This is a genomic window from Acinetobacter sp. YH12137 (genome assembly GCF_013418535.1).
Classification (GTDB): domain Bacteria; phylum Pseudomonadota; class Gammaproteobacteria; order Pseudomonadales; family Moraxellaceae; genus Acinetobacter.
In genome coordinates this window covers 97,281-115,818 of sequence record NZ_VPBW01000002.1, presented here as the reverse complement: position 1 = coordinate 115,818, position 18,538 = coordinate 97,281, and the positions used below count along the sequence as shown (strand labels likewise).

The 18,538-nt window shown below is 43.6% G+C and carries 31 protein-coding genes and 1 pseudogene; 11 read left to right on the top strand and 21 right to left on the bottom strand.

What is annotated here, in order from left to right; all coding sequences use genetic code 11:
• Positions 1–28 precede the first annotated feature (28 nt).
• The 20 genes and pseudogenes from FTU72_RS01740 to FTU72_RS01645 form a co-directional block, all read right to left on the bottom strand.
• Positions 29–367, bottom strand: coding sequence for a hypothetical protein (locus FTU72_RS01740; RefSeq protein ID WP_180052354.1), 339 nt, complete (start codon positions 365–367; stop codon positions 29–31).
• Entirely contained in the window at positions 364–1,266 is a 903-nt protein-coding gene (locus FTU72_RS01735) for a hypothetical protein (protein ID WP_180052355.1), read from the bottom strand. Before FTU72_RS01735 ends, FTU72_RS01740 begins: the two co-directional genes overlap by 4 nt.
• Entirely contained in the window at positions 1,263–1,541 is a 279-nt protein-coding gene (locus FTU72_RS01730; protein ID WP_180052356.1) for a hypothetical protein, read from the bottom strand. The genes FTU72_RS01735 and FTU72_RS01730 overlap by 4 nt, the downstream gene beginning before the upstream one ends.
• Positions 1,542–1,608: 67 nt before the next feature.
• Positions 1,609–1,848, bottom strand: coding sequence for a hypothetical protein (locus FTU72_RS01725; RefSeq protein WP_180052357.1), 240 nt, complete (start codon positions 1,846–1,848; stop codon positions 1,609–1,611).
• Between the two features lie 177 nt (positions 1,849–2,025).
• Entirely contained in the window at positions 2,026–2,925 is a 900-nt protein-coding gene (locus FTU72_RS01720) for a phage capsid protein (RefSeq protein ID WP_180052358.1), read from the bottom strand.
• A 13-nt stretch (positions 2,926–2,938) separates the two neighbouring features.
• On the bottom strand, positions 2,939–3,580 hold the full coding sequence (locus tag FTU72_RS01715; protein WP_180052359.1) for a hypothetical protein: 642 nt from the start codon (positions 3,578–3,580) through the stop codon (positions 2,939–2,941).
• Entirely contained in the window at positions 3,573–4,118 is a 546-nt protein-coding gene (locus FTU72_RS01710; protein WP_180052360.1) for a hypothetical protein, read from the bottom strand. The genes FTU72_RS01715 and FTU72_RS01710 overlap by 8 nt, the downstream gene beginning before the upstream one ends.
• Positions 4,115–5,782, bottom strand: a complete 1,668-nt coding sequence (locus FTU72_RS01705) for a portal protein (protein ID WP_180052361.1) — start codon at positions 5,780–5,782, stop codon at positions 4,115–4,117. Before FTU72_RS01705 ends, FTU72_RS01710 begins: the two co-directional genes overlap by 4 nt.
• Positions 5,783–5,785: 3 nt before the next feature.
• Positions 5,786–6,007 carry a hypothetical protein gene (locus FTU72_RS01700; RefSeq protein ID WP_180050334.1) on the bottom strand — a complete coding sequence of 74 codons (222 nt, stop codon included), beginning with the start codon at positions 6,005–6,007 and terminating at the stop codon, positions 5,786–5,788.
• A 1-nt stretch (position 6,008) separates the two neighbouring features.
• On the bottom strand, positions 6,009–6,242 hold the full coding sequence (locus FTU72_RS01695; RefSeq protein ID WP_180052362.1) for a hypothetical protein: 234 nt from the start codon (positions 6,240–6,242) through the stop codon (positions 6,009–6,011).
• Positions 6,243–6,244: 2 nt separating this feature from the next.
• Positions 6,245–6,586: a hypothetical protein gene (locus FTU72_RS16330; protein WP_257220228.1), complete on the bottom strand. Its 342-nt coding sequence runs from the start codon at positions 6,584–6,586 to the stop codon at positions 6,245–6,247.
• A gap of 72 nt (positions 6,587–6,658) precedes the next feature.
• Positions 6,659–7,165, bottom strand: a complete 507-nt coding sequence (locus tag FTU72_RS01685) for a hypothetical protein (RefSeq protein WP_180052363.1) — start codon at positions 7,163–7,165, stop codon at positions 6,659–6,661.
• Positions 7,166–7,176: 11 nt separating this feature from the next.
• A complete protein-coding gene (locus FTU72_RS01680; protein WP_180052364.1) occupies positions 7,177–7,383 on the bottom strand; it encodes a hypothetical protein in 207 nt (68 codons plus the stop codon).
• A 330-nt stretch (positions 7,384–7,713) separates the two neighbouring features.
• Positions 7,714–8,145 (bottom strand): annotated as a pseudogene (locus tag FTU72_RS01675) (hypothetical protein); the annotation flags it as partial.
• A gap of 29 nt (positions 8,146–8,174) precedes the next feature.
• Positions 8,175–8,687, bottom strand: a complete 513-nt coding sequence (locus FTU72_RS01670) for a RusA family crossover junction endodeoxyribonuclease (protein ID WP_180052365.1) — start codon at positions 8,685–8,687, stop codon at positions 8,175–8,177.
• On the bottom strand, positions 8,684–9,031 hold the full coding sequence (locus tag FTU72_RS01665; protein ID WP_180052366.1) for a hypothetical protein: 348 nt from the start codon (positions 9,029–9,031) through the stop codon (positions 8,684–8,686). Before FTU72_RS01665 ends, FTU72_RS01670 begins: the two co-directional genes overlap by 4 nt.
• A gap of 26 nt (positions 9,032–9,057) precedes the next feature.
• Positions 9,058–9,801, bottom strand: coding sequence for an ATP-binding protein (locus tag FTU72_RS01660; RefSeq protein ID WP_180052367.1), 744 nt, complete (start codon positions 9,799–9,801; stop codon positions 9,058–9,060).
• Positions 9,798–10,775 (bottom strand): hypothetical protein, encoded by a 978-nt coding sequence (locus FTU72_RS01655; protein ID WP_257220229.1) that lies wholly within the window; start codon positions 10,773–10,775, stop codon positions 9,798–9,800. The genes FTU72_RS01660 and FTU72_RS01655 overlap by 4 nt, the downstream gene beginning before the upstream one ends.
• Positions 10,776–10,791: 16 nt before the next feature.
• Positions 10,792–11,109 carry a hypothetical protein gene (locus FTU72_RS01650; protein ID WP_180052368.1) on the bottom strand — a complete coding sequence of 106 codons (318 nt, stop codon included), beginning with the start codon at positions 11,107–11,109 and terminating at the stop codon, positions 10,792–10,794.
• A 12-nt stretch (positions 11,110–11,121) separates the two neighbouring features.
• A complete protein-coding gene (locus FTU72_RS01645) occupies positions 11,122–11,313 on the bottom strand; it encodes a Cro/CI family transcriptional regulator (RefSeq protein ID WP_180052369.1) in 192 nt (63 codons plus the stop codon).
• Positions 11,314–11,425: 112 nt separating this feature from the next.
• Between FTU72_RS01645 and FTU72_RS01640 the strand changes: the two genes are divergently transcribed.
• From FTU72_RS01640 to FTU72_RS16315, 11 genes are all read left to right on the top strand, one after another.
• A complete protein-coding gene (locus FTU72_RS01640; protein ID WP_180052370.1) occupies positions 11,426–12,121 on the top strand; it encodes a S24 family peptidase in 696 nt (231 codons plus the stop codon).
• Between the two features lie 491 nt (positions 12,122–12,612).
• On the top strand, positions 12,613–12,855 hold the full coding sequence (locus FTU72_RS01635) for a hypothetical protein (RefSeq protein ID WP_180052371.1): 243 nt from the start codon (positions 12,613–12,615) through the stop codon (positions 12,853–12,855).
• The gene (locus FTU72_RS01630; protein ID WP_180052372.1) at positions 12,852–13,130 is read left to right on the top strand and encodes a hypothetical protein; all 279 of its coding nucleotides are present in this window, start codon (positions 12,852–12,854) and stop codon (positions 13,128–13,130) included. Before FTU72_RS01635 ends, FTU72_RS01630 begins: the two co-directional genes overlap by 4 nt.
• Positions 13,127–13,945, top strand: coding sequence for a PD-(D/E)XK nuclease family protein (locus FTU72_RS01625; protein ID WP_180052373.1), 819 nt, complete (start codon positions 13,127–13,129; stop codon positions 13,943–13,945). The genes FTU72_RS01630 and FTU72_RS01625 overlap by 4 nt, the downstream gene beginning before the upstream one ends.
• Positions 13,946–13,974: 29 nt before the next feature.
• Positions 13,975–15,498, top strand: a complete 1,524-nt coding sequence (locus FTU72_RS01620) for a recombinase RecT (protein ID WP_180052374.1) — start codon at positions 13,975–13,977, stop codon at positions 15,496–15,498.
• Between the two features lie 7 nt (positions 15,499–15,505).
• Positions 15,506–15,631, top strand: coding sequence for a hypothetical protein (locus tag FTU72_RS16325; RefSeq protein ID WP_257220230.1), 126 nt, complete (start codon positions 15,506–15,508; stop codon positions 15,629–15,631).
• Positions 15,632–15,856, top strand: coding sequence for a hypothetical protein (locus tag FTU72_RS01615; protein WP_180052375.1), 225 nt, complete (start codon positions 15,632–15,634; stop codon positions 15,854–15,856).
• Positions 15,856–16,200, top strand: a complete 345-nt coding sequence (locus tag FTU72_RS01610) for a hypothetical protein (protein WP_180052376.1) — start codon at positions 15,856–15,858, stop codon at positions 16,198–16,200. The genes FTU72_RS01615 and FTU72_RS01610 overlap by 1 nt, the downstream gene beginning before the upstream one ends.
• Positions 16,200–16,763 (top strand): DUF551 domain-containing protein, encoded by a 564-nt coding sequence (locus FTU72_RS16320; protein ID WP_257220231.1) that lies wholly within the window; start codon positions 16,200–16,202, stop codon positions 16,761–16,763. Before FTU72_RS01610 ends, FTU72_RS16320 begins: the two co-directional genes overlap by 1 nt.
• The gene (locus FTU72_RS01600) at positions 16,756–16,947 is read left to right on the top strand and encodes a hypothetical protein (RefSeq protein ID WP_180052377.1); all 192 of its coding nucleotides are present in this window, start codon (positions 16,756–16,758) and stop codon (positions 16,945–16,947) included. Before FTU72_RS16320 ends, FTU72_RS01600 begins: the two co-directional genes overlap by 8 nt.
• Before the next feature lie 135 nt (positions 16,948–17,082).
• The gene (locus FTU72_RS16315; RefSeq protein ID WP_257220232.1) at positions 17,083–17,304 is read left to right on the top strand and encodes a hypothetical protein; all 222 of its coding nucleotides are present in this window, start codon (positions 17,083–17,085) and stop codon (positions 17,302–17,304) included.
• Here the strand turns inward: FTU72_RS16315 and FTU72_RS01595 are convergent.
• Positions 17,214–18,515, bottom strand: a complete 1,302-nt coding sequence (locus FTU72_RS01595) for a site-specific integrase (protein WP_180052378.1) — start codon at positions 18,513–18,515, stop codon at positions 17,214–17,216. The genes FTU72_RS16315 and FTU72_RS01595 overlap by 91 nt on opposite strands.
• Positions 18,516–18,538: the final 23 nt, after the last annotated feature.

Sequence of the window (18,538 nt, the reverse complement as noted above, 5' to 3'; positions counted from 1 at the left end):
ATGATCTTGAAGGCTTTTGTGGTGGAGTTTATTGTGTTTCTTCCCGAACTTCAGAAAGCCCATTTAAAGCTAATGCAGCCGTCCAATTCTCTTGAGCATCACCATCAAGCATCAGCCGCTCATATAAATGCTCTAAAGATGATTGCAGCTCAGTAGGAATTACTTCCTGTCGCAATTCATCATCACTAAATACTGCATAGTGATCTGGCGTCCACCAGGAATGACAGCCCCAGAAAACAGCATCGTTGCTGTCAACTAACTTTACAGATAGATTGTTTTCACCACAGCCGTAAAGCTCTGCGATTTGATTGATAGCGTCTTTGTGAGCGTCAGGGATGATGTTTACTACTGATAAGTTGAATTTCATACACCAGCCCTCTCGTTGAACTCGGTTGTGATAACTGAGGTTTCGCTAGGAGTTAAAGCTCTATTAATCACAATCAACCCACAGTGGTCAGTGCTGTCATTGTATGTCGCAGGGATTGTTTGACCTGTCAGAATCTGAGTACCGACATTTGGGACAGAGCGAATCACTGTACAGCCTGTTAATTGTGTCGGTAATGTTGTGATGAGCTTGTCGTCTACTGCATCAAAATCAATACGTTTAGGGGCATCTTGTAAAATAGGTCTTGCTGCTGATGTAGTTTGGTATGCGTGACTCCCAGCAATCTCTTTAATTGACACATTGTCGATTTCAAAATACTCACCTGCAACAACACCAGCTTGAGATGCCACAAAAGCTAAAGAAGAAGATCCACCAAGTTCAATAACATTGAAACTTGTATTTCTACCTAAAGCTGTATTTGACGCACCTCTTACATAAACTGGATTTGAAGTGTTTGTGCGATAAACTTCTGCTGAAAAGCGATACATTTTTGAAGCTACTGTTGCGCTAACTAATGTCGATTCAACACCATAGCCAATCCCAGAAGCTATAGCACTGACCCGTAAACTCCCATCTACAATAGATAGTTGAGTATTTGCTCTTGCCACCCATGATGTTGCACCATCGCTAAAATCACCATTTCGCACAAGATTACTACCAAGCATCAGCCCTTTACTCTTATCCAGCACCAACCCCAACGGCTGCCCCGAAGCATTTACCGCAGTAGTCCCCGCAGCATCCTGAAACATCACACCTAGATCATAAGGATCTTGATAAAAACCATGCTCGCCATTCGCAAATAGCTTTTTCATGACAATTTCAAAGCTGAGTTTTGCGCCATTCACCGCCGTTGATACTGACCGTCGAATTGACTGCCTCATACTGAAAACTCCAAAGTGGTTGCGGCAGAAGCAGCGAAACGAAAACGCACAAGGCCCTTTTTAAGAGTCACAAGTTGAGCAGTCGTACCGGAAAAAGTAAGCTCAGGATATGTGCGCCACACACCATCCTCTCCTTTCACTTCGATATAGACTGGACCTGCACCCGTAACTCCTATCCAGATCGGATCGTTTGAGGACATAACGTACGGTTCACTGGTGAATGCTGTTTTATCTTTGATGACTTCGCTGATGCCGGATCTAATGTATTTATTCATAATCTCTACTCATTAAAAAACCGCTTACTTGTAAGGTAGGCGGTTTTCTAGTGCAGTTTGTTGGGTATTACTTTGTACTAGATCTTTTCTGAAGTACGAAATCCGTTTTAAAAACGTAGCGAATAACAACATAAATAACAGCAACCAGTACGACGAACATCCAGCCTTGTAATGCTAAGTTGAAACTAAAATTAGCCTGAATTTCAAGAAAGTTAGCCAGTTTAAAGCTAACGATAGTTAAAGATAAAAGAGCTGCGATAAGTGTAACGGCTATGCCAGTTGAGGCGATCCAAGTGGAAATTTTCATATTTATATCTCTTATTTAATTTCTTTCAAACAATTTCGGCACTCTGGCTTGGCATCAGATCCAATCTCAGTCGCACCATGAAAACCAAAAAGACACATCAGGAATTGAATCATTTTGGCTGCTCCTTAAAAAAAGACCCGGCACCCCTGCTCAAGAATGCCGAGCCAAAGCCCCTACTTAACGAAGGAAGTCGATTAAGATAATCTTCTGTTCGTTGGCACGTGCTGCACCGTAAGATGCAATACCACCAATCTGTTTCACATTTGACTTGTCAGCGCGAGTAACAATGTCAAAGTTAGAGATTGTATTACGGCCATAGTGTGTTGCACCTTTTGCCACTGCAAAGGTACGACCTTCAGTCACACCGCCTGCACCATCTGCCAGTTCTTCATAAGGTAACCAGATAAAGCCACCCCATTTTTTAGCCACATCACCATCCTGGATCTGCTGGATCGTGTCGCGGTCCCATTTAGTCAGCTCATCATCAACCAGAATCTGTTCAAGGATTTCTGAGTTGTAGATCATGTACAGCGGCAAGTTGTCACACTGGTTTTTACGGAACAAGGCACGTGCTTTGGCAATCTTGGCCTTATTCATTGGTGTGGCAGATGCTGCAATGGTTTGACCTGCTGGAACTGGTGTAGCTGTGTAACTTTCGCCGTCTGCAGTTTTACGCTGTACCGATGCACCAAGTGATTTATAAATCACACGGTCACGCTGACGATGTTCAGCAGCCAGACACGCCTGCATGTATGGTGAAGTCGGATTTGCTGAAAGCTTCGCTTCATCACGCGGATCGATTGGTACGAATAGGCCGTAATCTTCCATTACTGCTAAACGTGTACCAGCCTCAGGCACGGACCACTTAGTATCAGCAAATCGAGTGGTCATCTTCTCCATTTCCACTGCGCCAAGATCATTGACTGTGAAAGATGAACCTTGAATCTGGCCGCGGTCATGCGCCAGTACCTGAAGCACTGACTTTGTTTGTTGACATTGAATTTCAAACGCATCGTGAAATTGACGCTTGAATGCGGCGGTAATCATCCCGCCATTTGTAGCCATGTCTTGAGCCATGTTGTACTACCCCTTAATCTGTGTATTGTTTTGCATACCAAGCATCTACACGCTGAGTCACTGATTTATGGTCTGGATGACTTGCATTGCTGAACGCTTCCGACATCATTAATTGTTGAATGGTTTCGCTACCGCTTTGTTGTGTGTTAGAAGGCGGTAAATCTTCCTGAATATGCTTGCCAATTGCCGCAGCCAGCTTGAGTGCACCGATAGGTGAATCCAGTTCTTTTGCATCAAAGCCCAAAGCTTCCAGCGCGTTTTTAGCCAGGCCAATATTCGAATTGAACTGCTCACCCCATTCTTGTTGCAGTGCTTCCATCTGGACAGACTGGTGCTGCTCATAGGCTTTAACGACTGCTTCAACCTGCTTATTGGTCATACCTTCAGCATGGAAGGATTTAAGAACTTCAGCGTTATCTGCTTTAAACGCATCAAAATCGAAGCCATCAATAGACACGCTATAGGCATCGGCAGATTCCGGCACTGTTGTTGCTGGATCTGCTTCAGTTGTTTTCGTTTCTTGCTCACCAGCGTTCTGCTGTGTTGTCTCAGTACCTGGCACCGTTTGCGTTTCTGTTCCTGCAACTGGTGCTGTAGTTTGAGTTTGTTCAGTTGTTTGAACGTTTGATGTGTCAGTTGTTTGTTGTTCATCCATTGTTTTGCTCCATTTGGGCTAGTTCTAAGTTTTCGTCATAGCGAGGATCATTCGCTGTACTAATTCGGTTGATGATGTAATCCACGACCTCTGCACGACCCAAACGGCGACAGGTTTCGCGTTCATCATTGGTAAATGGATTGCGCTTGAATCGTGCGGTCAGTTCCTCAAGGATTCGCTGTCCGTTCGGCTCAATGTCGAAATGAATCTGGTAGGTTTTGGAAGTCGGCTTTTTGTGGTGTCGCCACTTGAAATGATGACCGAAGCCGAGTTCTTCCTCTTGTTCCTGGATCAGTTCTTTGAAGTCTTGCTCTGGTTCAGCCTGAAGGTCTGCAATTTCCTGCTTCAGTGCAAAAACCTGCTCTTGCAGCACTTCTGCACGTTCCCATTCATGGTGTTTTTCATTACGCAAGGTGCTAGATACTGCTCTCTCGTCAAACAGCTCATTGCTTAATTTTTTTACTTTTTTTTCTGCTGCATAAAGCGAAGCACAGGCAATCAGCGCAAGAATGGCCATTACTGCAAAACCTAAAATCATTGCATCACCTCACTGACCATTTGTGCTTCCAGACCTTTACTTGCTGCGTTTGCTACAGCTCCTGTGACTTGCTGTGCCATAACTGCTTCCTGTTCCTGTGCCGCTGCTTGCTGCTGTGCCTGTGCTTTGCGTTCACGGTAGGCTTGCACTTCATCCGTAGTACGCATGATTGCAGTCGGTGCACCTAGACCAGCCGCTAACACTTGCGGTACTGCATCGGTGTTGATGTTATCCATAGCTTCCTGGAATGCTTCTGGGCTTAATTGAGCCAAGCCACCCATTGATCCCATAAGACGTTCAATGCTGGCCACTTCCTCAAGTTTCTGAGCGCGTGCCAGTGGTGAAATAAACTTGAATGAAAGATTACGGCCTTGCAGATCCTCTGGTGCTTCTCCCAAAACTTCTGCCCGATATGCCAGGCTAAAAGCACGGTCCAGAATAGGGACCAATAATTCAGCCTGTGCACGGCCATATAACGGGCCAAGCATCTGCCGGATCATATCGACTCGCATATAGGTTTCAGCGGCTGTCATTGGCTGGTTGTAAGGTGGAGTAAGTGAGTCAGCCATAAGCTTTCTACGGATACCAGCCTGAATCTTTTCTAGCAGTGCTTCACCCACAACAAAGCCTTTTCCACTATCGAGACGCTTCATAGAGTCCACTTCATTAGCTGTGACGATTTTGCCGCCACCGATACGTACGGTGCGAGGATTTAAAACACCATCATCCTTAATAATCCACATACCGAGCACATCGATTTCAGCCGAACGTAAGGTGTCACGCATCAAGGCGTTTGCAGTCTTGGCATCTGGTAACGCCGTGGACATGATGCCGATGCCATAGACGCTGCCTGGAATCTTTCTGAAACGTGGTACCGCACAAGGGAATTCGTTATAGCCGGATTCCTTCAGCATGGTTTTGCTTTCTACTTCCACATGATATGAAGCGAATGGCATCTGTTTTGGTAGCAGTACACGCTGGTTTAATGGTGCTTTGACGTTACGTGGTTCGATCACATGCACGATCTTGAAGCGGTCATCTGGTCGCTGTTTGTAAGAATCTCTAACTGCATTGCTAACCTTGTGCTCTCCAAACTCCGACACAAGCTGTGCAGCGGTTTTGGTGTACTCACGATAGATCGTATCCACCTGACCATCTGGACGAGTCGACGCAATAAAGCATTCACCGATTGGCCAGCACTGATACGTGAAGCCACCACCTTTCACACGGTCAATATCCTGATAGATCACACCCCAACCCGCCACGGCGAAATCAATGATCATGTCGTAGATTTCAGAATCAAAGTTTGCGCCGTGGATATTACGAAATAAGAATTGTGCAACCTGTTCAAGCCAGTGTTCACCTGGTGTGAGTTCAGCCTGATCATCCATGCCATCCGGCACAGCCTTAAACCAGATCGCGTTTGCAGGTGTGGTACCTGCAATCAGGTTAGATACAAAGATCAGAATGGATTCTGCCGCAGTTGAATCGAGCAGATCCGCACGCTGTTTCTCCCGTGTGCCATCCAGTGAGCCACCATTGAAGCATTGCTGGCGCTCAGGTGCTCCGTACTTGTAGCATTCAGTCCAGTGAGATTCGTATTTGGCACGTTCTGCCCGAAGCTGACCCAACCGTTTGCAAATTTGATTTGCTCGATCACTCATGCTTTAACCGCCTAGTGTTGATTTCTTATTGCTATCACCAGCACTCAGGACTTCCGATGCTCGACGCTTTTTCATCGCAGCCTGTGCATTGTCCTGTTTAGATTGCTGGGCTTCTGGTGAGTTTTCAGCTGCTTTATTCGCTGCACGCTCTTTCGTACCAACGATGTCGAGTCCAAAAATCTTCCCACTGTTTTGAAACAACTTGCCGATTGATCCTCCGCACATATCAACCTCCTAATGTATTTTTCTTCTCGTCCTGAGAAGACCCAGAAGATAGCACCTCAGATGCCTTGCGCTTTTTACGTGTGGCAATCTGTTCGTTTTCCGCTGCTTGTGCCTTAGCTTTCGCTTCGGCATCAGCTTTCTGTGCGTCATAGCCTTTGGATGCTGCTTTGGTATCAGTCAGGCCAATGGCATCAGTCACAGTGCTAATTGCTTTCCCTACGAATCCACCGCACATATTTAGGCTTCCTTCAGTTCAAGTCCGTGTTTGCCTTGCTGCCAGCGCAGTTTCTTAGGCGCTTCAACCTTTCCAGCCTTCAACAAAGCATCAAGTTTCTTTTCGATACGCTTTTGGCCTTCAAGGATTTGATCAAGACGATCATCTTCAACTAGTGCACCTAGTGAACTAGTTTCATTAGTAGACTGGTCTTGTGGTGCTTCAGGTGCTGGATCGTTGCCAGTGATATGCTCTAACGCGGCTTCTGCCTGTTCTGCCTGTTCTGCTGTGGTTTGTTGCGCCGTAGTGTCTGCTGCTGGTGCTTTCTCTGTTGCACCTGGTGTATTTACTTTGCGAGCTGCCATAAAAAAACCCTATTCAGTGGTTGATTGAATAGGGTTACTGTGGGGGTATGGGTGTTGCGGTTTGTTGGGTGATTATCTCGACTTATACAGTGCTAATTCTCTTAATAAGCTCTCTGACCTATCGATGCTACCGTGAATATCATCAAAAATACTTGTATCTCCCTGCTTGTCCAAGGACATAAAATGGGAAAAGGTTTGACTTTTATCCTTGTGAGCATAATTGCGTAACTTTTGATACAGGCTGTCTAGATCGGCTTTCATATCTATTAGACTATTTTTACGCTTATCAGTAATTTCCTTACCAAGGAAATCCATGATTACACTAACAGTGTTTTTCTGATAATCGAAAGATTTTATAGCCTGTTCTAAATCTTCACCCCTAAGAGTTCCACTATTAATTTTTTTTATCAGCAATCTTAATTCTGCTAGTTCTGCCAGTAATCTTTTTGCCTCATTTGCTATAACTTCAGTCCCTTTCTGATATCTCCATTGGTCAGATATATAAAGCGCAACAAGTGACGCTATTACGGCTGCAGCAATAGTTGAAATTGCTCCCCAATCAACAACACACAAATCCATTTAATTATCCTTTAAAGTTTTAAGGATTGATTGTACTTATATTTTATTGATTGCCAACGAGCCATAAAAATAAAACGCTGCATACCCTTGGTTCTTTCATATGCCAAGAACAATTCCAGCTCATTCATTTCATCACCTAAACTTATTAAAAAAATTACTATTCTTCGGCCCGACATACGGACACCAGCCCCAGACTTCACGCCAAAAGAACCAGTCACCTTCGACGTTCTTCCACGGCGTGCCGTCATGCTCGATATGGGTGTAGTCAGGGGGCATTATTCAGCCACCATATTACGCATGAAAATTGGTTTTCCTTTTCTACCTTCTTCCTTCCATTGCTTAACTGCATAGCGCTCAATTTCTTCTTTAGTAGCTTTCCGAATAGGAGCTAAAGGCTTGTTGGGCGCAGATACCGAGCCAAATTTAGAAACCAGAACTTTCCCGAAGTGAATACGAACCATAAGAAGCACCGGCTGGCCATCTGTATAAACAATAAGATCGCCATTCTCATATTGGCTATGATCAATCATTGGCTTGATGTCATCTAATAAAGTCCGATCCAACTCGTCAATAACCTGATCACACAGGCCGCCGTCTTCAAAAATATCCATCTGACCAATCTTGTACTTGTATGTGGTCCACTCGCCTTCCAGTGGAAACCGTTTAATGCCAGTCTCTGTTTGCCAGAGCATGATGAAAGCATGGCCGTTGTCGTAATTAGGAACGCCACCGCGCGCCCATTCAGACACTGTAGAAGCACCAGACACCGGCAGAACGTCTGCAATCTTTTCGTGTGTCCAGCCGCATTTGCCTAAGTCCAGAATCATTCGATTGAAGTCTGGACGTTTGTAATTTCGAAGTTTTAACTTGAACTCTTTGACCTTCTTTTTGGTATGCAGATTGATAAAACGCGCGCGCGCGCGAGGGGAGTTCGTATATACCCCCTCTCCACACTCACCACCGACTAGTTGCAGCCCCATAGAACTTCCCATAGCAACCCCTATATTCATTAGATTTCCATCACTTTTATTTTGAGTAATCCGCCTTTAACCACATTGCCCCGGCGTACTATCAGCTCATCAAACTGTTCGTCATCTACGCAAAATTCACACTTCACCAGGCTATCAATCGTTGCTTTCAAGTAATTATCGATATCCCGTCTTAACCGATTTGGAAAATGAAACGTCACCTCCAGTTTTAACCGTGCTGCTGTTTTGATTCTTGGTACCAACATGCTCACCAGATCATGAAAATCTCTTGCCTCATCACTCAACTTGAAACCGCGACCAGATTTCTTCCAGTAGTGGTTCACGCTTGGAGGAATAGCCGGCAACTTAAAATCTAAAATGACCTTTTCAGCCCCTTCGTTATTTCGCTCTAAATTCGCTTCTACGGCGTTTTGTTCTGCTTGATGTACCTTTGCTTCAATTTTGTTTTTAAATTGCACTGACGCGCATTCCTTGCGCAAATTGTGCTTATTCAAATGAACTTCTAACTGCTTTTCACTCATACGAAAGGTCATGCAGCAAATTTCTCCATTCCTTGTTCCATAGCTTCGACTTTCGGCATGGCTGCTTTGTATTTTCGATATTCGCTATGTGGCAGTCTGGCATTCGTACGCGGTGTGATGGTGTATCGAATGCGCTTCATAGGAATACCAGTAATTTCAGATAACAATCGCCGTCTCGGATTCTTTGGTGATCCCTTATTGCACCAATCCACTAGGCGAAGAACTAGATAGTGAGCCACATAAGGTGTTCCATTCGATTCAACCGTTGAACGTTTTGGACGTGGCTTAAATTCAGTACCTTTCAAAACCGTGATTTTTCCACCATTACGTAAATAACGCTTTGTCGGTTGATTCAATTCTTTGCGTTTTTCCTTACGTAAACTCACACCCCACCCCCTAAACGCTGATCAGCCCAATTACATTCAACGATGGTTAAACCGCCTTGTTGGAAACGTGACCAAAGACGATCACCTAAATCTTTTTGAAGTTCTTCAAGTGTCATATTTGAAATCAACATGGTCGGCTTCATACGGTCATAGCGTGCATACAGAACCTTGTGCACCATCTCTCTGCGCTTATCCCGGTCATGCAGTCCGTATTCATCCAGAATCAGCAAGTCATACTGGGTGAAGGCATAAATCACAGATTTCTCTGTAGCATCCGGCTGTTCCCATGCGTTCATGATTCTTTGTGCCAGATCCTCACTGGTGATGTAGCGTGCATGCTTGCCCTTTTTGAGCAGTGTTTTAGCCATTGCGCAGCTCAGATGAGTTTTCCCTGTACCAGTAGGGCCAACCATCAAAAGATTATTTTTCTCACCGTTCAGCATGCCTTTGGCGTATGAAACGATGTGATTCAGCGCGTTTTGCTGTCCTGCGTTATTCACCAGGTAGTTTTTAAAACCTGAATGAGCATGGCGTTCTGGAAGCATTGCGCCGTCAAAATGTTTCTGACGTACCATGTGATCCACTTCAGCTTGTGCTTGTGCCAGCTGCTGTTCGTGGTACTCAACTGCGCACTGTGGGCATTTGTGATATGGACCAGCTTGAATCATGGCCACATTGTGCTTGGTGCAGATCTCCTGAACTTTCTTCAGTCCAAACGAAAACGATGTCATTGCGTTCATACAAAGTCCTCCGGAATTTCAACTGTTCCAGTTGCTGGCGCGTGATGAGTTGGCTGATTTTTCCATGCATCATTCACGTTCAGATTTGAATTAGATTTCTTGCTTGTTTTTGGTGCTTGATGTTTTTCTGGCTGGTAATTGCGTAACCACTTCAACCAGGTAACCATCCAGGCTTGAGAAGTACGTTCAGGTTTACCAGATGACCATTCGCACAGTTCGTATAGCTGACCCAAAACGATTTCTTGTGACAGCTTTGGAGAGCTCACAGCTGCTTGAGCCATGAAATCTTTTTTGACTGGATAGGTGCCGAAAAGATCTTTCAGCGTGTACAGCTTTCTGTCTTCGAGATGGTATTCAATAAAATTCAAAGCACCACGATCCTGAGCAACAAAATCGGACGGCGCTTTATTCTTATTATTTTCTTTAATATTTTCTTTTAAATCTTTTTCTTTATCAGACCCACATGCCATGTAGGTACTACTACCCGCATGTTGTGTAGGTACACCACCCACATCAGATGTAGGTACTTCTTGTGTAGGTACGTGAAAAGTACCTACATGCTGTGTAGGTAGTCGGTCTTCGAAAGTAAGAAAATAGACGTTGCTTTTACCCTTCTCTTTTTGGATCTTGATCAGCTGGTACTTGGCCAACTGAGACATATATTTTTGAACAGTACGCCCGTCTTTAATGCCAGTGATCTTCTTGATCAAAGTCTCAGACATTCCTTTGCTATTTAGATGAAAGCCGCGAATGTAGCGGTTTAAAAACATCAGACACTTGATAGCATCCCCGTCAAGAACAGATAAATAGCCCTCATCACAAATAAAATTAGGCAACGGCGTGAAGCCATCTTCAGTTTTACGAGTATCCACGATCGCCTCTTGAATTAATGAAGGCTTTGGGAAAGCAATAACTTGAGCACTCCCCCCACTTTTGTCTTTTATTTGGTACATGTTCTGTGCTAAATTCGACATGTTTTACTACCTTCGTTTACTGATTTGAGTGAACGGCAATAAGGCTCAACTGGTCGCAACAGTTGGGCTTTTTTTGTGCCTGTGGTTTTGGTGTGACATCGATCAATCTTGGCGGTGGTGTCAGCTCAAAGCTGGTATCCACGGTATCTGTGGTCAGACCCAGTAGAGATGCGAGATTATTTAAACGTTCCCGAACTTCAGTAATATTCGCTATGCCTAAACCTCTAATGTGTTCAGATAAAGTCTTTCCTTCTGATTTAGAAATTGCTTCCAAATCACGTTTTTCTTCATACGTACACTTAAAAGTGATGCTCTCGGTGAGTTTTTCGGACATTTCACGTGCCTCTTAATTCACTTTGTGCTGTATTTTTTTGTGCTTAATTTTTGGCGCAACAAGCAACAGTTTTAATGCAGAAGCCTCTGGTACTTTTTCTCCCCATTGGCTAACTGCTTGTTTTGAAATACCAATTGCGTCGGCAACTCCGGCTTTGGACTTAAAAGCCTTAATGGCATCTGCTGTATTCATTACAATTTGCATGACTTTTTCCTCTAATCGTCAAGCAATAGTAAAGCATACTTTACTTAATAAACGCAAGCACACTTAACTTATAAATAGTTAAGCTAGCTTTACTCATTTAGGACTGGAAAAAATGGCTACTCTTCAAGATCGTATGGCTTTGGCTAAGCAGCATTACGAGCGTGTTCAACAAAAAAAATTAAAAAACACAGAAATGGCCGAATATTGCAAAGTAAGTAAGGTCAGTATTGGACAGTGGTTTAAAGGCCCTACTCAGAATTTAGAAGGTGCTAATCTGGCATTGGCTGCAGAATTTTTGGGGGTGAATCACAAATGGTTAGCAGGTGAAAGTGCACCTATGCTGAGCAAGAGCTCAGAAGACAAGGACGGTTTTAACAACATTCAAATAATTGATACGAGATTAAGAAAAATACCAGTGTTAGATATTGTACAGGCAGGTCAGTGGCGTGAAGTCGTCTATGACGGTGTGGTGCCTTTAAACTATACGTATACTGATTATAGCGGTTCAGATCCGGATGCGATATTCAGTGTTCTAGTTGATGGACTTAGTATGTTTCCGGACTTTGAACCAGGTGACAAACTGATTGTTGATGCTGCCAAGGCACCTAAACCGGGCAGCTATGTGATCGCTCAGAATGGTGATCATGAAGTGACTTTTAAAAAATACCGTGTAACTGGCTATGATGAACATGGGCGTGAAGAATTCGAGCTAGTACCACTTAACCCAGATTTCCCTGTATTGAGTTCGCAACAACACAATATTAGTGTCATTGGTGTGGTAGTACGACACGTAAGGGATTTTAAATAATAAGGAGAAACTATGCTGGATGCTTATTTCAATTACCAATATTCAAATATTTTGGGAATTATAACTTTTCTAGTTGTAGGCTCCTTGGCATACAAGACAGACATAGTTAAGGATATTTTGGCTTTATTGCTTGTCTTGTTGCTGACCGTTCCAGTGCCATTCGTAATGTATCTTCACTATGAAAATGAAAGATGGGTTAGTTTTATATTATGCGGATTGATTCAGGCAGGATTATTTTATCTCTGCTTTATCTTTCTTAAATATATGTACGAATACCATCGAAAGAATAAATATATATTCTGGGAATAGCCAACTACCCGCCTTGAGCGGGTTTTCTTTTGCCTATAAAAAATAAAAGTTAAGTGATCTTAAATTATTTTAGTTAAGTGATCTTTACAACACCAAAATAGTAAAGTATGCTTTACCTCATAAACAGCAAAAAGCCCGACTGGACTGGAATCAAATCGGGCTTTTCACACAACGAGGTAAGTATGGAACAAAACCCTATTCAAAGCAAGTTGCCTGCCTTCAACACGTCGAGCATGGTTTCTGAAAAGCTTTACCAGCATCCCGAGCCTAAATCTGTAGCGAAAGAAATCGTTTCTAATGTCGCTGCATGGTCTGTGGTCTTTTCAATTCTTGTGGGCTTATCCGCAATGTTCATTCACCAGGCAGACAAAGAATCTGAGCGTCAGGTGGAAGCCATTAGCACGTCTGTTGGGGGTGCAAAGTGAGACTTAAACCTGATTTCTTCGCTTATAAAGGCGACAAGGAAAAGCTTAAGAAGTTCCTAAAATCTCAGCGCTTCAACACACATTCACAGTTTGGTGTAGACAAAAATGATAACCGTCTAATCAAGCTTTATTGGGACTCAAAACCTAATAGTGATTGGGGAAAGCTGGAACTTAGAGCAATCATCTGCATGGTTGGCACAGGAAAGATGGAAGGCGAAGCAATCGCCCAAATCGCAACTGAAATTGAAGATGTGATCAACGAGGTGGAGTCATGAATGCCTATGTCAATCCTACCCGGATTATTCCAATCCGCGCTTCATCGTTAGGCGATCTGTTCGATTGCCCTGCACGTTGGGAAGCAAAGAATCTTTTAAATAAACGCAATCCGGCTGGTGCACGCACTCGTTTGGGTACCGCAATTCATGAGGCTGTAACTCAATGGGATCATCTGAATCTGATCGGTGAAGAAGTTAGCCTGGAAGAATGCGAAGAAATTCTGCATCACCAGATCTGGCAGCCGAATGAAGAAGTTGATTGGTCTGATCTGAATCAGAACGATGCTGAATCAATTGGCCAGTCACTGATGCACAAGTACATCACTCAGATTGCACCTACTCAAAAGTTTATCGGTGTGGAAGTACGTTGCGAATCACTAATCCTTGCCGATCTGGGCATTGAACTTACTGGCACCATCGACCGCATTTATGAAAATAAGGAAGGTGAATTAGGCATTGGTGACATTAAAACCGGTAAAAGTTCAGCAGGCAGTGACGGCGTTGTGAAGACCGTTGGCCATGCACCACAAATGGGGATTTATACCGTACTTGCTGCACATGCTCTACAGGAACCAGTAACAGCCCCTGCCCGTATTTATGGCCTGACGACTGGCAAAACAGATAAAGGTCAGCATGTGGGTATCGGTGAAATTGAATCACCTGCAGAAGTACTCCTAGGTACTGAAGAAGATCCTGGACTACTGCACCATGCGGCCAAAATTATTAAACACGGTACGTTTTACGGGAACTCTAAATCAATGCTCTGCAATGAAAAGTTCTGCCCTGCGTACGCTACCTGCAAATTTCGTAAGTAATTAATTTTTTAAAAATAAGGAATAACACAATGACTTCTCAAGTAATGACAACTGAACAACTTCGTACTTCTCGCCAGGCTGCTCATGTGGCACCTAAACCGGTTGAAGTGGGCCTTACTTCACTGGAAGGCTTTGAACTGGCACAACGTATTGCAAAAATGTTGGCGGCTTCAAGCATGGTACCAGAAGCGTATCGCGACACATTAAAAGTCAAAGACGGTAAAGACCAGAACGGCAACTGGATCTATCGTGATGAACCAAATCCGAACGGCGTTGCTAACTGCATTATCGCAGTAAATATGGCGAGTCGCTTAAATGCAGATCCTCTAATGATCATGCAGAACCTGTTCCCTATTGAAGGTCGCCCTTCATGGTCTTCACAGTTCGTCATTGCAGCTATTAATACTTCTGGAAAATACTCCCCACTTCGCTTTGATGTAGAAGATCGTGGTGAAGTTGAAGTGACCTATACCACTAAAGAATGGAAGTGGAATCCTCAGCAACGTAAGAGCCTGCCAGAAGAAAAAACGCATACAGTTAAATTGCGCAATATGGTGTGCAAAGCCTGGGCAATTGAAACTGGTACAGGCGAACGTTTGGAATCTGCTGAAATCTCTATGGAGATGGCTGTTAAAGAAGGTTGGTACCAGAAGAACGGATCTAAATGGCAGACTATGCCTGAGCAAATGTTGCGCTATCGTGCTGCTTCATTCTTTGGCCGTATTTATGCTCCTGAACTTCTTATGGGTATCAAAACCTATGAAGAAGAAATGGATGCAATCATTGATGTAACACCTGAGCCAGTGAATACAGCTCCGCAAACCTTGGACAGCATTAAGCAGAATGTTGTGAAAGAAGTTGCTGCTGAAGAAAAGCCAAAGCGTGTGACTAAATCCAAAGACGCGAAGCTTATCGAAAAATTTACTGAGAACTTAAAAAACTGCACCAAAGATTCGGAATTTGCTGATTTACGCATTCAAGTCATCAATGAAGATGGTTTGAATATCGACCAGCAAGAAGATCTTATGAGACAGATCAATGAACGAGCTCAAGAATATTTGGCTTCAGAAAATGAGTCGACTGATAACAACCTGAGCGTTGATGAATTGAAGCGTTTGCAGCAGGAAGCCGAAGCTGTAGTACAGCAAAAGAAACAACCAAGCTCAGCAGAAATGAAAAAGGAATATGCCAAAGCCTTAAATACGGCGAAATCACTGGCCGATGTTCTGGATATCGAAGAACAGATTGAGAATGACAGTGCTTTAGTTCAGGCAGACTTTCAGTACCTTCAAGCAAACATTGAGCAAGTACGCGGCAAGTTTGAACAACAACAAGCCCCAACTGTAGATCCTCTCAAAAGTGGCTCAGTTAAAAGCGGTCTTATCCTACTGATCTCTGATGCCAAGAACGGTGAAGATCTTCGACAAGTTGCCCAGCAAATGAATGCAGCCAAGCCGAATTTGACCAGTGAGCATCAACAGGAATTACTGCAAGCCTACCAGCAAAAAAAGAAATTGATCGAAGATCAGATGGATATGTTCCCAGGCAACTAAACAGGATATGGCCACACTGAAAGGTGTGGTCCATAAGGATGATGATATGGGATTGAAAGAATTAATTATTGGATTAACGGTGCTAGGCGTGATTGGCATCCTAGTAATAGTAGCTCTGGTGACTGGTGGTTAAATGAGAAATATCCCTTTTACCCTTCGTACACCATTTAAAAACTGGTTGGTTAAAAATGGCTATCGTGGTGTGAATCGTGGCGACCACATGACCGCCTGGAAGCCGAAACACAAACAAGTTGAGATTATCGGCTTGCAAATGAACAAGCCTTGTCAGCAAGTATTTAAATCTTTCCTTACTCAGTATCTGGAACATGGGAAAGAATTTTTAGAGGAATTGGCGTGATGAAAATAAAGCAATTAGAACCTGCTGAAATAATCCGCAGTGAAATTGGTACGTGGACGCATCCTGAATATGCAAAATATTTAGATAAAGAATTTCAAGGTGCTGAGTGGATCAATCAAGAAGATTGGGATCAATTGAAAAAACACTTCAACATTGACACTGTGAAATTTTGGATGGAAGGCTCGGTTAGTGAAGATGACTGGGAAGCAATGATGGATGATTGTGATATCACCAAGTGGGACCCGATTGCACCAAACGGCTTTTTCTTAATTGATATCAATTTTAGTGAAGATGATGCTTATGCAATTTTCGCTCGTGAAAAACGTGAAAGCGAGGTGGCGTGATGGATATTCAGAAAGAAAAAATTAAACAGGAATTTTGGAACTGGGCAAAGGTTGAAAATCCAAGAGTGGTTGAAAATGCTGAACTTGGTGATGTTTATGCAACTCAAATTCTAGATCACATGTTCATGGGTTTTGCAGCAGCCAAAGCCCAAGCAGTGCCGGACCTGGGTGAGCTGCAAGAAAGGATTGCAGGACATCAGTATTACCATGATGAACATGGCCACATGATTGTAGATATGGATGATGTGGTTAAGGAGATCAGCGGATTTGATAGTTGGAAAGCCCAAGCGGTGCCGGAATGGATTTCAACTTCCGAGCGCATGCCGAATGAAGGTGAAGAAGTCTTTGTTCACTACTATGGGCAAATATCTCAAGCAACCAGAGATAAAAAATATTCAGGTGGATTTAAACAAAGAAATTGCTATGGCTGGGAGTCTGTTAGTTCCTATATATCCCACTGGATGCCAAAGAGTATTGAATTGCCTGAACCGTACCATTTTTATTATGAGAATGATGCAAAGCAAAAAGCCCTAACTGAAGCACAGGAGCCAGCCAATGACTAAATGTGATAACTGTGGAAGCGAGAATTTTTTGTTGCTGACACGCCAAAATCCAAAAGGCCAGAAAGGTATTTTTCACTGTGAGCAATGCACTGGAACTTTAGTTAATAACGTAGGCGAAGCTTTGGTTGCAGCAATTCAAGGTGAAGATCCAAAGGAGCCAGCCAATGCCGACACAAATAGTTAAGCCCACTCCTTTTGATGACGCTCAGTTTCTCTGGTGCACCAAATGGTGTGAAGAAAAAGGTTTAAGCCCATACGATGCACAAAACTGGGCTGATGCAAAAGCAGAATATTTAAAGGTTACGAAGGAGGTGAATTGATGGCTTTATATATCTCAACGCCTGACCTGTTGAAGCGTTACGGGATAACCAAAGGCACTTTGATCAACTGGCGTAATAAACAGGATTTCCCTGAACCGTTGATCAAAGCACATGGTCGTTCAAGCAGTCGTTACGGCATCAAGGCTGTAGATGCCTGGGAAAGAAGCAAAGGATTGCTTGAATCACTAGAAATACAGCCTTTAATATCAAAACGCTCATGATTGTTCAGTATGGCGCAGAGTTTATGGAGCCACTTTTCATAAGCCTGTGCCTGTTCCCCCAAGTATTCATGTAAATCATACGTTCCCCATATAGCCGGCAATCCATGTCCTAGCATAATTTCACAGATATGCGGTGGAGCCAGTTCAGAAATATGCGTCCTCATCGTTCTACGTAAATCATGCATGGTCCAGTGCTGCATTTCCACACCAAAACGCTTGCGCACATTGTCATTCACAAACGGCGGTATGGTTGTCTGAAAGCTCTTTTCAAGTTTGGTATAAGCCTTGGCTTTCAAGTTCGGGAAAGCGTATTCACAGCTATCCGGTGATAGTGAAAATACATATTTAAGGAATGGCACAATCTGTGGAATGACAGGCCGGATAATCGGCTTGTGCGTACGAGCCCCCATCTTGTGATTCTCCGGTGGGATGTACCAGATCATTTCCTGAAAGTCGAAATCAGATTTCTTGGCCAGCCTTAATTCTGAAACACGGCAGCCGAAAAATAACAGCATGATGATGATGGCTTTATTTTTGGCAGATATCGCATTGGATCTGAGTGCAGCATGCACCACCCAGAAGATTTCCTGTTCGGAAAGATAGCGTGACCGCTTCACCTTTTTCACGTTCAGATCGGCAGCTCTCAAGTGCTGAATCGGTTGATACTTTAATTTTCCGTGAATGCATCCCCAGCGCATGATCATTCTAAGATTACCAAGCACCTTTACGGATACAGTTCTGGCATTGGCTGCGATTTCAAATAACAGCTCTGACCATTCCTGCAATGAAACATCATCACAGATCCGCCGGCCTATACGTGGGTAGACATGAATTTCGAAAGCACGTGAATCATCCTTGCTTGAAACTTTATGGACGGCGATGGTATTAAACCAGAGTTCACAGATCTCTTTGACAGTCGGCTGTTTTAAATAGTCTGACTCCCCTTTTAATTTTAGCTGCATCGGGTCTTTGCCCTGGTCGAGCTCAGTCTTGTATTTATGCACCAGTAATCTGGCTTCTTTTAGCCCCATCATGGGATATGTGCCAATGTCCAGCCGTTTTGCCTTGCCGTTAAAACGATACCGGTATTGGAAAACGATCTTCCCCTTTGGCGAAATCCGGACAGACAATGCATCCCGATCTGTCACTACCTCAACTTTTTCACGCGGTTTCCCATTGTTGGATTTGAGCCAACTATCACTTAAAGCCATTTAATTTTTTCCAGTCCAAATGC

Bases quoted from the DNA above. Each gene is read 5' to 3' on its own strand.
- FTU72_RS01740 (WP_180052354.1), bottom strand. From the start codon at position 367: ATGAAATTCAACTTATCAGTAGTAAACATCATCCCTGACGCTCACAAA.
- FTU72_RS01735 (WP_180052355.1), bottom strand. From the start codon at position 1,266: ATGAGGCAGTCAATTCGACGGTCAGTATCAACGGCGGTGAATGGCGCA.
- FTU72_RS01730 (WP_180052356.1), bottom strand. From the start codon at position 1,541: ATGAATAAATACATTAGATCCGGCATCAGCGAAGTCATCAAAGATAAA.
- FTU72_RS01725 (WP_180052357.1), bottom strand. From the start codon at position 1,848: ATGAAAATTTCCACTTGGATCGCCTCAACTGGCATAGCCGTTACACTT.
- FTU72_RS01720 (WP_180052358.1), bottom strand. From the start codon at position 2,925: ATGGCTCAAGACATGGCTACAAATGGCGGGATGATTACCGCCGCATTC.
- FTU72_RS01715 (WP_180052359.1), bottom strand. From the start codon at position 3,580: ATGGATGAACAACAAACAACTGACACATCAAACGTTCAAACAACTGAA.
- FTU72_RS01710 (WP_180052360.1), bottom strand. From the start codon at position 4,118: ATGATTTTAGGTTTTGCAGTAATGGCCATTCTTGCGCTGATTGCCTGT.
- FTU72_RS01705 (WP_180052361.1), bottom strand. From the start codon at position 5,782: ATGAGTGATCGAGCAAATCAAATTTGCAAACGGTTGGGTCAGCTTCGG.
- FTU72_RS01700 (WP_180050334.1), bottom strand. From the start codon at position 6,007: ATGTGCGGAGGATCAATCGGCAAGTTGTTTCAAAACAGTGGGAAGATT.
- FTU72_RS01695 (WP_180052362.1), bottom strand. From the start codon at position 6,242: ATGTGCGGTGGATTCGTAGGGAAAGCAATTAGCACTGTGACTGATGCC.
- FTU72_RS16330 (WP_257220228.1), bottom strand. From the start codon at position 6,586: ATGGCAGCTCGCAAAGTAAATACACCAGGTGCAACAGAGAAAGCACCA.
- FTU72_RS01685 (WP_180052363.1), bottom strand. From the start codon at position 7,165: ATGGATTTGTGTGTTGTTGATTGGGGAGCAATTTCAACTATTGCTGCA.
- FTU72_RS01670 (WP_180052365.1), bottom strand. From the start codon at position 8,687: ATGACCTTTCGTATGAGTGAAAAGCAGTTAGAAGTTCATTTGAATAAG.
- FTU72_RS01660 (WP_180052367.1), bottom strand. From the start codon at position 9,801: ATGAACGCAATGACATCGTTTTCGTTTGGACTGAAGAAAGTTCAGGAG.
- FTU72_RS01655 (WP_257220229.1), bottom strand. From the start codon at position 10,775: ATGTCGAATTTAGCACAGAACATGTACCAAATAAAAGACAAAAGTGGG.
- FTU72_RS01650 (WP_180052368.1), bottom strand. From the start codon at position 11,109: ATGTCCGAAAAACTCACCGAGAGCATCACTTTTAAGTGTACGTATGAA.
- FTU72_RS01645 (WP_180052369.1), bottom strand. From the start codon at position 11,313: ATGCAAATTGTAATGAATACAGCAGATGCCATTAAGGCTTTTAAGTCC.
- FTU72_RS01640 (WP_180052370.1), top strand. From the start codon at position 11,426: ATGGCTACTCTTCAAGATCGTATGGCTTTGGCTAAGCAGCATTACGAG.
- FTU72_RS01635 (WP_180052371.1), top strand. From the start codon at position 12,613: ATGGAACAAAACCCTATTCAAAGCAAGTTGCCTGCCTTCAACACGTCG.
- FTU72_RS01625 (WP_180052373.1), top strand. From the start codon at position 13,127: ATGAATGCCTATGTCAATCCTACCCGGATTATTCCAATCCGCGCTTCA.
- FTU72_RS01620 (WP_180052374.1), top strand. From the start codon at position 13,975: ATGACTTCTCAAGTAATGACAACTGAACAACTTCGTACTTCTCGCCAG.
- FTU72_RS16325 (WP_257220230.1), top strand. From the start codon at position 15,506: ATGGCCACACTGAAAGGTGTGGTCCATAAGGATGATGATATGGGATTG.
- FTU72_RS01615 (WP_180052375.1), top strand. From the start codon at position 15,632: ATGAGAAATATCCCTTTTACCCTTCGTACACCATTTAAAAACTGGTTG.
- FTU72_RS01610 (WP_180052376.1), top strand. From the start codon at position 15,856: ATGAAAATAAAGCAATTAGAACCTGCTGAAATAATCCGCAGTGAAATT.
- FTU72_RS16320 (WP_257220231.1), top strand. From the start codon at position 16,200: ATGGATATTCAGAAAGAAAAAATTAAACAGGAATTTTGGAACTGGGCA.
- FTU72_RS01600 (WP_180052377.1), top strand. From the start codon at position 16,756: ATGACTAAATGTGATAACTGTGGAAGCGAGAATTTTTTGTTGCTGACA.
- FTU72_RS16315 (WP_257220232.1), top strand. From the start codon at position 17,083: ATGGCTTTATATATCTCAACGCCTGACCTGTTGAAGCGTTACGGGATA.
- FTU72_RS01595 (WP_180052378.1), bottom strand. From the start codon at position 18,515: ATGGCTTTAAGTGATAGTTGGCTCAAATCCAACAATGGGAAACCGCGT.